Source organism: Microbacterium sp. cf046 (assembly GCF_900114345.1).
In the GTDB taxonomy this organism is placed as follows: domain Bacteria; phylum Actinomycetota; class Actinomycetes; order Actinomycetales; family Microbacteriaceae; genus Microbacterium.
In genome coordinates this window covers 1,113,899-1,125,940 of record NZ_FOZJ01000003.1, presented here as the reverse complement: position 1 = coordinate 1,125,940, position 12,042 = coordinate 1,113,899, and the positions used below count along the sequence as shown (strand labels likewise).

Genomic DNA, 12,042 nt, shown 5'->3' with positions numbered 1-12,042 from the left:
AAAAAGCACTGTGCCCCTGGAGGGACTCGAACCCCCAACCGTTTCCTTAGGACGGAACTGCTCTTCCATTGAGCTACAGAGGCTGGCGGCATCAGTCTAACGGCGCGACACGTCCGCCCTACTCGAGCCACTCGGTGACGAACCTGTCGTTGGCGTGGATGTGCGTCGCCTCATAGATGCCGCCGTCGAGCACCTCGAAGCGGTGCGCGACCAGCGCCGGCACGACGAGGATCTGCCCGCCGACGCCGACCAGCTGCTCGGCGCCCACCGTGAAGAGCGCCCGACCGGCATGGATGAGGAAGGTTTCGGTGTAGGGATGGCGATGCAGACGTGGTCCCGTGCCGGGCGTCGACGCGTACTCGCGGATGATGCTCACTTCCGAGCCGTGGAGGTAGCCCTCGAAGTTCTCGTCTCGGGCGATGTCGATGGCGGTGAGTGTCATGCCCTCAGTCTGAGCGATGCCGTCGACACCCGCCATGCGACCTCCGCGCCGACCTCAGCCCTCTCGCTGAACCCACCAGTCCTGAAACTCCGCAGCCCGGCCGTCCTCATCGAACCGCACCAGCCACACATTCTCGTATGTGCCCGACTTGGGACCCTCGGTGTACGTGGTGACGCCGCGGATGACCGCGGCCTTCTCGGTCTGCAGATCGACGCCACCCTCGTACGACCACGTGCCGGGCTCGTCGCGCTCCTCCTCCCACTGCGCGACGATCGCGTCGGCCCCCAGCGCCGGCTCGAGATCGCGCGCACCGCTGCGATACGTGGCATCGGGCGTGAACAGCCCACGGATGCTGTCGGGATCATTCGTGCGCCAGGCGTCGAGGTAACCCTTCAAAAAGCGCTCTGCGTTGCTCATGAGACGACCCTGACACGACGACCGGCATCCCTCTAGACCGAATCGTCACGCCGAATCGGCAGCCGGATCGACCAGCACCACGACCTTCCCGAGCGCGCGGCCCGTACCGACGTACGTCAGGGCGGCAGGCACCTCCGCCAGCGGAAACACCCGGTCGATGTGGATCTGCACCGAACCGTCGGCGCAGCACTCGGCGAGCTGCGAGAACTGCGCGGGTCCCTGCTTCACCGCCAGCACCGACAGATGACGGCCGGTGAGTGCCCCGATGAGCGCGCCGACGGTGACGACCCGCAGCAGCGCGCGCGTGGTTCCGCCGACGATCAGGTACGTGCCGCCGGGAGCGAGCGCGCGGCGGTACGAGAACACGGAGCGCCGGGCGACGAGGTCGATGATGAGGTCGTACGGTCCGGTGCGGGTGTAGTCCTCGGCCGCGTAGTCGATCACGTGCGACGCGCCGAGCGAGCGCATGAAATCGAGCTTGCCGGCGTTGTCGACGCCGGTGACGTGGATGCCGGCTGCCGCGGCGAGCTGCAGCGCGAACGCGCCGGTGCCTCCCCCGGCGCCGTTGATCAGCATCCGTCGACCGGGCTTGGCCCTTGCGACCGCCTGCACGGCGATCGCACCCGACTGCGGCAGGGTCGAGGCCTGGGCGAACGACAGCTTCGCGGGCTTGTGCGCGATCGCATGGGCGGGGGCGACGGCGTACTCGGCGAATCCGCCCGGCATCGACAGGATGTCGCCGTAGACCTCGTCGCCCGGCGTGAAGTCCGTCACATCGGCGCCGACGGAAACCACGACACCGGCGATGTCCGACCCGAGGATGGGGCGCGACGGGCGGAACAGCCCGCCGAACCGCGCGTACGCAGGAGATCCGTGCAGACCCTCCCAGTCGCTGAGGTTCACCGAGGTCGCGACGACCCGCACGAGCACTTGGCCGGCGCGCGGCGACGGCACGGCGACGTCTTCGAGGCGCATCACCTCGGGCGGCCCGTAACGGTCGCGGACGACGGCCTTCATGCGCGCACGGCGAGGAGTGTGCTCATGTCGTCAGTATGGCGCGCCGCTCACCGGAAGTCTCGCGATCGGTGATCGACGCTGACGCGCAGGTCTTCGAACCGATCCGCCAGAAGGTTGGTCACCCCCTCGACCGACCGCTCCAGCATCCCCCGAACGATCAGCGCGGGCGCGTCGCGCACGACCCGGCGGTATTTGTTCCACACCCCGACCGAGCAGATCACGTTGACCAGGCCGTGCTCGTCCTCCAGGTTGATGAACGTGATTCCGGATGCCGTCGCCGGCCGTTGCCGATGCGTCACCAGTCCGGCGACCTCGACGCGCCGTTCGGACTCGTGCGCGCGCAGCTCCCGCGAGGTGAGGACGCCACGGGCGTCCAGCCCCGATCGGTAGTGGGTCAGCGGGTGGTCGTCGGTGGAGATGCCGGTCGCCCACAGGTCGCTCGCGAGCCGCTCGTAGCTGGTCGGATCGGTGAACAGCGGCGGCTGCACGAACGCGAGCGAATCGGGCAGGAACTCGACGCGATCGAGCGCGGCCGAACCAGCGAGCCAGATCGCCTCGCGGCGGCTGAGGCCGAGACACTCGAACGCTCCGGCGGTCGCGAGCGATTCGAGCTGCGCCTGGGTGACCCCGGCCCGGCGCACCAGATCGCGGAGGTCACGGTACGCGCCCCCGCTCTCGCGCTCGGCGACGATGCGGTCGGCGACCGTCTCGCCGATGCCCTTGACCGCGGCAAGACCCAGCCGCACGGCGAAGTGGCCGTCGCGGCGGTGCGCGGCGGATTCATCGGGCGCCTTCTGGTCGAAGTCGCCGACCGGGGGCTGGGTGCGGTGGGCGCAGGAGTCCAGGCCGGTGGGCTCTGCGGGGACCCCGCTCCCCACCTCCTCGAGCAGGGCCTGGGATCCGGAGAGCAGCAGATCAGGGCGGCGCACCTCCACGCCGTGGCGGCGGGCGTCGCCGGTGAGGGTCGCGGGCGAGTAGAACCCCATCGGCTGCGCACGCAGCAGCCCGGCGAGGAAGGCCGCGGGGTAGTGCAGCTTGATCCACGAGCTCGCGTAGACGAGCAGTCCGAACGACAGCGAGTGCGACTCGGCGAAGCCGAAGTTCGCGAACGCCTGGATCCGCGCGTAGATGTCGTCGGCGGCCTCCCCGACCAGGCCGTTGCGCGCCATCCCCTCGTACAGCTTCTCCTTCAGCGACTCGATCCGCTCGACCCCGCGCTTCGAACCCATCGCGCGACGCAGCAGGTCGGCATCCTCCCCCGAGCACTCCCCCACGGCCATCGCCATCTGCATGAGCTGCTCCTGGAACACCGGGATGCCGAGCGTGCGCTCCAGCACCGCCTCGAGCTTCGGGTGCGGGTAGGTGACCGCCTCGTAGCCGAGCTTGCGCCGCACGAACGGGTGCACCGCTCCGCCCTGGATCGGCCCCGGACGGATGAGGGCGATCTCGATCACGAGGTCGTAGAACCGCCGGGGCTGCAGGCGCGGGAGGAGTCCCATCTGCGCGCGCGACTCGACCTGGAACACCCCGATCGAATCCGCCCGGCAGAGCATGTCGTAGACGGCCTGCTCCTCCTTCGGGATCGTCGAGAGCTCCCACCGCTCCCCCGTCGCGCCGGCGATCAGGTCGAAGCAGTACTGCAGGGCGGCCAGCATCCCGAGGCCGAGCAGGTCGAACTTGACCAAACCCATCCAGGCCGCGTCGTCCTTGTCCCACTGGATCACCGTGCGGTTCTCCATGCGCGCGTGCTCGATCGGCACGACCTCGCCGACGGGCCGGTCGGTGAGCACCATGCCGCCGGAGTGGATGCCGAGGTGCCGCGGCGCCTTCAGCAGCTCGGACGCGTACTCGATCACCTGATCGGGGATGTCGTGCTCCGGACCGGTCGACAGGGTCGCGCCCCACTGCTCGACCTGCTTCGACCAGGCATCCTGCTGACCCGGCGAATGCCCGAGCGCCTTGGCCATGTCGCGCACGGCGTTCTTCGGCCGGTACTGGATCACGTTCGCGACCTGCGCCGCCCGCTCGCGCCCGTACTGCCCGTAGACCCACTGGATGATCTCCTCGCGCCGGTCGGAGTCGAAGTCGACGTCGATGTCGGGCTCCTCGTCGCGCAGCGATGAGAGGAACCGCTCGAACGGCAGCTGGTAGGCGATCGAGTCGACCGCGGTGATGTCGAGCAGGTAGCAGACGGCGCTGTTGGCGGCCGAGCCGCGCCCCTGGCACAGGATGCCGCGCCGCCGCGCCTCCTGCACGATGCCGTACACGATCAGGAAGTACCCGGGGAAGTCCTTCAGCTCGATGACCCCGAGCTCCTTCTCGATCCTGACGCGGTCCTCCGGCGTCAGATCCGGATACTTGCGCGGCACCGCCTCCCACACCAGGTGCCGCAGCCACGACATCGGCGTGTGCCCCTCGGGCACCTTCTGCTTCGGCAGCGCGGGCTTGGCCCGCCGCAGCGGGAACGCCAGCTCGTCGGCGAGCGTCACGGTGCGCGCGACCGCGCCGGGGTAGCGGGCGAAGCGCTCCCGCATCTCGGCCCCCGAGCGCAGATGCGCACCGGCATGGGCGGGCAGCCACCCGTCGAGCTCGTCGAGCCCGCGATTGGCCCGCACGGCCGCGATCGCCGCGGCGAGCCGCTCGCGCTGCGGGACGGCGTAGTGCACGTTGTTGCTCGCGAGCACCGGCATCCCGCGCTCGGCGGCCAGGGCGGCGAGCAGGTCGTTCTCGCGCGTGTCGAGCGGGCTGCCCTGGTCGATCAGCTCGACGTGCACGGCATCCCTCCCGAACAGCGCCACGAGTCGATCGAGCTCGGATGCCGCGGCATCCGCCCCGCCATCGGCGAGCGCTCGGCGCACGGCGCCTTTGCGGCACCCGGTCAGGATCGCCCAGTGCTCCCCCGCCTGGTCGGCGAGCTCGTCGAGGTCGTAGGTGGGCCGGCCCTTCTCGGCGCCGCGCAGCTGTGCGTGTGTGATCGCGGCCGCGAGCCGGTGATAGCCCTCCTCACCGCGGGCGAGCACCAGCAGGTGCGCACCCTCGGGATCGGGTTCGCCCTTCTGCGGCTTGGAGAGCTCGAGTGAGAGCTCGGCGCCGAAGACGGTCTTGACCTGCAGCGTCTCGGCGGCCTCGGCGAAGCGCACGATGCCGTAGAAGCCGTCGTGGTCGGTGATCGCGAGCGCATGCAGCCCGAGGCGCTCGGCCTCCTCGGCGAGCTCTTCGGGCGAGGAGGCGCCGTCGAGGAAGGAGTACGTCGAGTGCGCGTGCAGCTCGGCATACGGAACCGCGTCGTCGGGGCGGACGATCGCCTGCGACACGTACGGGCCGCGCTTGCGCGACCAGGCCGGACTGTCGCCGCCGTCGGCGTTCGCGGGCACGTTCTCGGGTCGGCGCCTGTCGCTGAGCAGCCGCTCCATCTCCGACCACGGGACGGACGGGTTGTTGAAGCCCATCAGGTCACCGCCGCCTTCCCGGGCGTTTCGTCTCGCCTTCGGCTCGCTCAACGACCGGCTGATCTCCCGGTCGTTGAGCGAGCGAGCGCAGCAAGCGAGACGAAACGCGCTCAGTCATAGCGAGCCTCGGCCATCCAGCCGTCGTCCTCGCAGACCAGCAGCCATGCGATGTGGTCGGCGTCGACCACCTGGAACCGGTGCGCGCGGCGCGAGCGCGCGGCATCCCACCCCCGCTCGATCACCGGCCACGGACCCGCCCACGCCTCGATGCCACGCCTGCGGCCGCTCTCGGTGAGCACCGCAGGCGCCTCGGTCACCCGCCCGCGGCCGTCGATGCCGACGTGCGCTCCGCCGTCACCGGTCACCTCCACCGGCAGCGGCTCGGCGAAGACCGTGCCCGGCAGCGGGTCGGGCAGGCTGCCCGGCCACGGCCGCGCGCGCTCCTTCGCGAGCACCGCCCGGTCACCCCACGGCACGAGCACCTGCCGCTCCGCAAGCCAGCGACCGCCGCCGATCGCCGGCGTCAGCACTCCGCGATGACCGAGCATCGCCTGCACGCGCGAGAGTGCATGGTGTACCCGTTCGTCGGTGCCCGAGCCGAAGATCGCCTGAGCGTGATGGCGCGCCGCATCCACCGCCGCCGGCTCGATCCGCACCTTGGCGACGCCGCTGCGCCACATCGCCTCGTCGCCGGTCTTTCCGACCTCCTCGCCCAGCTGCCACCGCACCCGGTCGACGACGGCCGCCGCATCGAACGATCCCGGATGCAGCCACACCCGCTCGCTGCGCTCCCCGCGGTCTCCGGTCAGCTCGACCCTCAACTCGGTGCAGACCAGGTCGAGCGCGCCGAGACCGGCGATGAACGCGTCGGCGGCGATCCGCATGCCGAACGCGACCTGCTCGGCGATCTCGAGCGGCGGCTCGAAGACGACCTCGCGGTGCAGCTCCGGCGGCGGCACCCGCGGCTCGACGGCACGCGAGTCGCGGCCCGCCGAGAGCGCGTGCAGACGGATGCCGCGTTCCCCGAACCGCTCGCGGACGCGGTCCTCCTCCATCGCGGCGAACTCCCCCAGCGTCTGCACGCCGAGGCGGGCGAGGAGTCCGGCCAGCTCGGCGTCTTCGAGCGAGGCGATCGGAAGCGGCGCCAGGAAGCCCCCCGCCCCGCCCGAGGGGACCAGGAACACGGGTTCGTTCGTGGTCGCGCCGATGCGCGCCGCCTGCTCGGCCGTGAACGGTCCGTCGGCGATGCCGGCTCGCACCCCCTCGAGGCCGAGGTCGTGCAGCGCGCCGAGCAGCACGCGCGCCGCCTCCACCTCTCCCCCGTAGTACCGGGCGGGGCCGCGGGCGCGCAGCGCGCAGAGCCCGGGACGCACGATCTGCACCCCCGGCGCATACTCCTCGATGCCCGCGACGATCGGCGCGAACACCCGGTGATCCCGCACCGGGTCGGCCGCGATCACGGTCAGCCACGGGCAGCGCGCCTGGGCATCGCGCCGGCGCTGCCCGCGCCGCACGCCCTCCGCCCTGGCCGCCGCCGAGCACGCGACCACCGCGTTGCCGAACATCACGGCGATCGGCAGCGAGGCATCCAGCGGCTCGCTGCGCGATGCATCGCGGGTCAGCGCCGTGACCGGCCAGTCCGGAAACCACAGCACGAGGCTCCGTACCGGAGCATCGGCGCGCATGTCAGCCCACCGCCTCGAGCGGCACGTAGGCGGTCGCGGCCGGGGTTCGCATCGGCACGAGCGCGCCGTCGACGGCTGGGAGCAGCACGCGACCTCGACGCGGAACCGGCGTGCGCCTGCTCGTCACGGTCACCGTAAGTTCGCGACCGGCGAGGTAGCCGTGACCGTCGCCCAGGCCCGTCCAGTCCGGGTCGGCCACCCCGATGGATGCCTCGGCCTGCGCCCACGGCCCCTGCACGAGCAGCACCGAACCGCGATCGCGCAGTCGTGCGGCCAGGCGCGACACATCGCCGTCGGTGGCCCGCCCGCTCGGGCGCACAGCCACCACGGGGAGCACTTCGGCGATCGTCGCCGTCACGGCCAGCCACCTCGGACCGGGCTCGGGGATCAGCACGAGCCGCGAGAGATCGACACCCAGCCGCTCGGCAGCCTCGGCGCCGAATTGCGGGATGCCGACCACTCCGCACCACGACCCCGCCTGCGAGGCCGCGGCGAGCAGGGCGAACAGGAGCGATGCCGACGGAGCGATCGAGTACGCCGACCCCGTCCGCAGCCCGCCCCCGGGCAGCAGCGGCGCGAGAGCCGGAAGCACCGGCAGCACAGGGGCGTCGAGGCGCCGCCCCTGCATCCGGTCGACCTGAGCGCGCAGCCGGTGCACATCACCGGATGCCGTCGAAGCATCTGGATGCACCTCTGTCTGCACAGCCGCCCTCACTCCCACAGGCTAGAACAGATGTTCTAGTGCGTCAACGCCATGAGGAACGCTACCGTCGCCTTCCGACATTCTGGAGGGTGAATCCATGCATTATGTTCGATTGTGCAACACCACCCGCCACACTGCGCTCCTCTGCCTCACGCGCCACGCGAGTGATAGGAAGAACCCATGAGAACACGCGTGCTGATCGTGGGCGCCGGGCCGACAGGCCTGACACTGGCAGCGGAACTGCGGCGAAGGTCCGTCGAGTGCATCCTGATCGACGCGCTCGACAAGCCCCTGTCGTGGGATCGGGCCACGATCGTCCACCCGCGCACGATGGAGCTGCTCTCGACCATCGGCGTGAGCGACGAGCTCTTCGAGACCGGCGTGCACCAGCGATTCATCGACATCTTCTCCGACGGCGCGCACCTCGGGCGGATGGATCTCGCCGAGACCGACAGCCCGTTCGGCTTCAACGTCAACGTCTCGGAGGAAGTCACCGAGCGGGCGATGTCACGCCACCTCCACGCGAACAGCGGCACGGTGCAGTACGGTCATCGCCTCACCGGAATGGAACTGGCAGACGACCGTGTCCTCGCGCGCATCGCGCATGCCGGAGAGGAGTACGAGCTCGAGGTCGAATGGATCGTCGGGTGCGGCGGCCTGCACAGCCCGGTTCGCGAGTTCACCGGCATCCCGTTCGAGGGCCACAGCATCTCCCAGTCGTGGGCCGTCGTCGACACGACCATCGACGGCTGGCCCTGGGGGCACGACACGAACTTCGCCTTCCTCGATCACGATTCCGTGATCCTCACCCCGCTGCCCGACCTCCGATGGCGTGCCTACATCCGGCCGATCTCCGATACGTCGGATCTGATCGAGGACGCGAGCACGATCATCCGCAGGTATGCGCCGGGAGCGTCCCTGATCGACAATGCCAACCCGACCCGGTTCCACTGCCACACCAAAGTCGCTGCGGACTACCGGCAGGGTCGCGCACTTCTGGCGGGGGATGCCGCGCACGTCTGCTCGCCGTCGCAGGGCCATGGCATGAACAGCGGCATCCAGGACGCCTTCAACCTCGCCTGGAAGCTCGCACTGGTCTGTCACGGCGACGCCGATCCACGCCTTCTGGACTCGTACGAAGCCGAGAGACGTCCGGTGGCGCTCACGATCACCAGCTCGGGAGACGGCTTCGAGACGATGCAGACCCTCAAAGATGACCAGGAGCGAGCGGAGCGGGACGCTTCGCTTCGCGCCACCTTCTCCGATCCGCAGGCGCGGCACGGCGAGATCCTCGCCGAAGCCGAACTCAACATCTCGTACGAGGGTTCGCCGATCGTCGTCCCTTCGGGCAGTGCAGGGACGGGCGTGCAAGCCGGGCAGCGTCTTCCCGCCGCGATCGGTCTGTACCCCCTGATCGGTCAGATGCACACCGCGATCGTGATCGGGGAGCATTCGTCGCTCGTCGAGGAGGTCGCCTCGACCATCCGCGCAGCGTATGGGGGCGAGATCGGCACGGTCGTCTCGCTCGCCCTCGACGACCCTGCGACCGTCGACGCGGACGTCCGAGCCGCCGCCGGCGGCGTCCTCGGCGATGCATCGCTGACGATCCTCGTCGTCCGGCCCGATGCGCACATCGGGCTCCGGTCGGACGGAGCAGAGATCGACTCGATCCGCTCCTACCTCGACCTGATCCGCGCGGGAGGCCGCTGACGGATCATCCGCCGGTGAGTTCGGCGGTCGTGGCGATCTCCGCGAATCCGCCCGCCTGCAGGTCGAGGGCGGTCGTGGCCATCAGCTCGGACGCCGTGCGGGTCACGGTTCCCAGCCCCGCGACATCCGCCGTGAGGTCGAACGTGCGGGTCGCATCGAGGGCGACCGTCACGTCGTAGCCGAGATTGCCCGCCATGCGCGCCGTGGTCTCGACGCACATGTTGGTCTGGATGCCGCAGATCACGAGCTCTCGGATCCCCTCCGCCGTCAGCCACGCCTGCAGGTCGGGGTCGCCGTAGAACGCGGAGTTGACGTTCTTGGTCACGAACAGCGCCGGATCCGCCGCGGCGACGGCTTCCACCAGTTCGTTTCCCGCGTTGTCGGGATGCAGCGGCGAATGCGGCGACGTCGAGTCGTGCCGCACGACGACGATCGGATCGCCGGTCGCCGACCAGGAATCGATCAGCGCGGCGACGTTGCGCTCGCAGTCCGGGTTGGTCGTCGCGCCCCAGAAGTCCAGGTCGTCGAAGGCGCGCTGCATGTCGATCACGATGAGAGCTCGGGTCATGAGACCCATCCCATCACAGGGTCAGCGCCGCGCACCCGCCACAGCCAGCTGCGCGGTGATCGGCCGGGTGACCGTGGGCACCACCGGCTGCGCAGCCAGCCGCTTGCGGATCGGCGGCAGCGATCCCAGGGCGATGCCGCCGAGCACGAGCGCAAGGCCGATCCCCTGGACGAGTCCGAAGGCCTCGCCGGCCAGCGCGACGCCCAGCACGACCCCGGTCACCGGGTTGAGCAGGCCCACCACGCCGACCACGCCGGCAGGCAGGCGGCGCAGCCCTGTGAACCAGGCGACGTAGGCGAGCGCGGTCGCGATCAGTGTGAGGTATGCGAAGCCGAGCGCGGAGGAGGGCGTGAGCGCGGGCGGCGCGCCTTCGACCAGCAGTGCGACCGGAAGCAGGAGCAGCGAGCCGCCGACCAGCTGCCACGCCGACATCGTCACCGCGGGCACGTCTGAGCCCCACCGCGCGGTGAGGATGTAGCCGAAGGAAGAGGCGACCATCGCACCGAGGGATGCCGCGACGCCCCAGAGGTCGACCGGACCCCCGCCGAAGCCGAGCATGACCCCGACACCGACCAGGCCGACGAGCGCGCCGAGCACCGCGACCACGCGGGGCCGCTGCCGCAGCATCGCCCAGGCGAACAGCAGCATCACGAGCGCCGACGTCGACATGAGCGTCGCCGCGAGGCTCGAGGGCAAGCGCTGACCGGCGATGTAGATGAGGACGAAGAACCCGCCCACGTTGAGCGCTCCGAGCACGAGGGAGCGCCACCACCAGGATCCGGTCGGCAGGCGCCGCGCGATGAGGAGCAGGATGAGCCCGGCCGGCAGTGCGCGCAGCAGCCCACCCCACAGCGGCGAATCGGCCGGGAGGAGCTGGCGGGTCACGACGTAGCTGCTTCCCCAGGCGATCGGGGCGAGGGCGGTGACAAGCATCCATTTGATGCGGGATGATTTATCTTCCACGGAAGACAGTTTATCTTACCGGCAAGATAATATCGACTCCATGGAAGCCTCCCCCGACCGCGTGGCCCGGATCCAGGCCGAGTGGCGCCGCGAGCGGCCCGAGCTCGACACCTCGCCGCAGGGGGTCATCGGCCGCCTGCACCGGGTCGCCGCGCTGTTGACCGAGGAGCTCGTGGCGGTCTACGGCAAGTACGGCCTGAACGAGGGCGACTTCGACGTGCTCGCCACGCTGCGCCGTTCCGGGGCGCCGTACGCCCGTGCCGCCGGCGACCTGGCGAACCACACCATGATCACGACCGGAGGCCTGACCAAGCGCGTCGATCGGCTCGTCGCGAAGGGACTCGTCGAGCGGCGCGCGGGATCAGCGGATGCCCGCCAGCGCATCATCGCGCTGACCCCCGCCGGCCTCGAGGTGATCGATGCCGCCTTCGCGGCGCACATGGACAACGAGCACCGCCTCATCGCCGAGATCGGCCGCGCCGATGCCGCCCGCCTCGAACTGCTGCTCGAGCGCTGGCTGCGCGTGCTCGGCGACGAGTAGCCGGAGCGTCAGGCGGCCAGCGCCAGGTACGGCTCCCAGCACGGGTCGGTGCGGTCCGTGCCCCGCACGGTCCACTGCACGCCCCGTGGCGGCCGCGGGGTGATGCGCAGCTCCCACGACATCTCCTGCGGCGTGCGGTCGCCCTTCACGTTGTTGCAGCGCAGGCAGCACGCGACCAGGTTCTCCCACGAGTCCGCCCCGCCGCGCGAGCGCGGAAGGATGTGATCGATCGTGGATGCCGCCTTCCCGCAGTACCCGCACCGGTGCACGTCACGGCGCAGCACTCCGCGTCTGGTGACCGGGATGTGGCGGCCTCCTGGGACGCGCACGTAGCGCGTCAGCAGGATCACCGCGGGGCGTTCGTACGACCCCCGCGCGGCCCAGACGGGTTCGCCGTCGACATGCTCGACGACGACGGCCTTCTCGTTCATCACGAGCACGATGGCCCGCTTGAACGACACGACAGCGAGCGGCTCATAGCCCGCATTGAGCACCAGAGTGCGCATTCCTCATCCTCTCGAACGGCCGGGACGGCTTCCCGGTGATT

General features: G+C 70.3%; 11 protein-coding genes and 1 tRNA gene. 2 read left to right on the top strand and 10 right to left on the bottom strand.

All coding sequences use genetic code 11. The features are described from left to right. Positions 1 to 11: 11 nt before the first annotated feature. The 7 genes from BM349_RS17675 to BM349_RS17645 form a co-directional block, all read right to left on the bottom strand. A tRNA-Arg gene (locus BM349_RS17675) sits at positions 12 to 83 on the bottom strand. Positions 84 to 118: 35 nt separating this feature from the next. Further along, positions 119 to 442, bottom strand: coding sequence for a cupin domain-containing protein (locus tag BM349_RS17670; RefSeq protein ID WP_091709493.1), 324 nt, complete (start codon positions 440 to 442; stop codon positions 119 to 121). Between the two features lie 54 nt (positions 443 to 496). Further along, positions 497 to 859, bottom strand: coding sequence for a nuclear transport factor 2 family protein (locus BM349_RS17665; protein ID WP_091708892.1), 363 nt, complete (start codon positions 857 to 859; stop codon positions 497 to 499). Between the two features lie 45 nt (positions 860 to 904). Continuing rightward, complete coding sequence (locus tag BM349_RS17660) at positions 905 to 1,876, bottom strand: NAD(P)-dependent alcohol dehydrogenase (RefSeq protein WP_091708890.1); 972 nt, start codon at positions 1,874 to 1,876, stop codon at positions 905 to 907. Positions 1,877 to 1,923: 47 nt separating this feature from the next. Next, entirely contained in the window at positions 1,924 to 5,325 is a 3,402-nt protein-coding gene (locus BM349_RS17655) for an error-prone DNA polymerase (protein WP_091708888.1), read from the bottom strand. A gap of 110 nt (positions 5,326 to 5,435) precedes the next feature. Next, positions 5,436 to 7,010 (bottom strand): DNA polymerase Y family protein, encoded by a 1,575-nt coding sequence (locus tag BM349_RS17650; protein WP_091708886.1) that lies wholly within the window; start codon positions 7,008 to 7,010, stop codon positions 5,436 to 5,438. Between the two features lies 1 nt (position 7,011). After that, the gene (locus BM349_RS17645; RefSeq protein WP_091709491.1) at positions 7,012 to 7,638 is read right to left on the bottom strand and encodes a hypothetical protein; all 627 of its coding nucleotides are present in this window, start codon (positions 7,636 to 7,638) and stop codon (positions 7,012 to 7,014) included. A gap of 255 nt (positions 7,639 to 7,893) precedes the next feature. Between BM349_RS17645 and BM349_RS17640 the strand changes: the two genes are divergently transcribed. Then, entirely contained in the window at positions 7,894 to 9,423 is a 1,530-nt protein-coding gene (locus tag BM349_RS17640) for an FAD-dependent monooxygenase (protein ID WP_091708881.1), read from the top strand. A 4-nt stretch (positions 9,424 to 9,427) separates the two neighbouring features. Here BM349_RS17640 and BM349_RS17635 read toward each other — a convergent pair whose 3' ends face one another. Both BM349_RS17635 and BM349_RS17630 read right to left on the bottom strand, forming a co-directional pair. Beyond that, positions 9,428 to 9,991, bottom strand: a complete 564-nt coding sequence (locus BM349_RS17635) for a cysteine hydrolase family protein (protein ID WP_091709489.1) — start codon at positions 9,989 to 9,991, stop codon at positions 9,428 to 9,430. 21 nt (positions 9,992 to 10,012) lie between these two features. After that, positions 10,013 to 10,954 (bottom strand): DMT family transporter, encoded by a 942-nt coding sequence (locus tag BM349_RS17630; protein ID WP_368086687.1) that lies wholly within the window; start codon positions 10,952 to 10,954, stop codon positions 10,013 to 10,015. 40 nt (positions 10,955 to 10,994) lie between these two features. Here BM349_RS17630 and BM349_RS17625 point away from each other — a divergent pair, with 40 nt between their 5' ends. Beyond that, on the top strand, positions 10,995 to 11,495 hold the full coding sequence (locus tag BM349_RS17625; protein WP_091708875.1) for a MarR family winged helix-turn-helix transcriptional regulator: 501 nt from the start codon (positions 10,995 to 10,997) through the stop codon (positions 11,493 to 11,495). Positions 11,496 to 11,503: 8 nt separating this feature from the next. Here the strand turns inward: BM349_RS17625 and BM349_RS17620 are convergent, their stop codons facing one another. Further along, the gene (locus BM349_RS17620) at positions 11,504 to 12,001 is read right to left on the bottom strand and encodes an HNH endonuclease (protein WP_091708873.1); all 498 of its coding nucleotides are present in this window, start codon (positions 11,999 to 12,001) and stop codon (positions 11,504 to 11,506) included. Positions 12,002 to 12,042: the final 41 nt, after the last annotated feature.

What these genes read in the sequence shown, in the direction of transcription:
- BM349_RS17670 (WP_091709493.1), bottom strand. Translation starts at nt 442, where the DNA reads ATGACACTCACCGCCATCGACATCGCCCGAGACGAGAACTTCGAGGGC.
- BM349_RS17665 (WP_091708892.1), bottom strand. Translation starts at nt 859, where the DNA reads ATGAGCAACGCAGAGCGCTTTTTGAAGGGTTACCTCGACGCCTGGCGC.
- BM349_RS17660 (WP_091708890.1), bottom strand. Translation starts at nt 1,876, where the DNA reads ATGAAGGCCGTCGTCCGCGACCGTTACGGGCCGCCCGAGGTGATGCGC.
- BM349_RS17655 (WP_091708888.1), bottom strand. Translation starts at nt 5,325, where the DNA reads ATGGGCTTCAACAACCCGTCCGTCCCGTGGTCGGAGATGGAGCGGCTG.
- BM349_RS17650 (WP_091708886.1), bottom strand. Translation starts at nt 7,010, where the DNA reads ATGCGCGCCGATGCTCCGGTACGGAGCCTCGTGCTGTGGTTTCCGGAC.
- BM349_RS17645 (WP_091709491.1), bottom strand. Translation starts at nt 7,638, where the DNA reads ATGCAGGGGCGGCGCCTCGACGCCCCTGTGCTGCCGGTGCTTCCGGCT.
- BM349_RS17640 (WP_091708881.1), top strand. Translation starts at nt 7,894, where the DNA reads ATGAGAACACGCGTGCTGATCGTGGGCGCCGGGCCGACAGGCCTGACA.
- BM349_RS17635 (WP_091709489.1), bottom strand. Translation starts at nt 9,991, where the DNA reads ATGACCCGAGCTCTCATCGTGATCGACATGCAGCGCGCCTTCGACGAC.
- BM349_RS17625 (WP_091708875.1), top strand. Translation starts at nt 10,995, where the DNA reads ATGGAAGCCTCCCCCGACCGCGTGGCCCGGATCCAGGCCGAGTGGCGC.
- BM349_RS17620 (WP_091708873.1), bottom strand. Translation starts at nt 12,001, where the DNA reads ATGCGCACTCTGGTGCTCAATGCGGGCTATGAGCCGCTCGCTGTCGTG.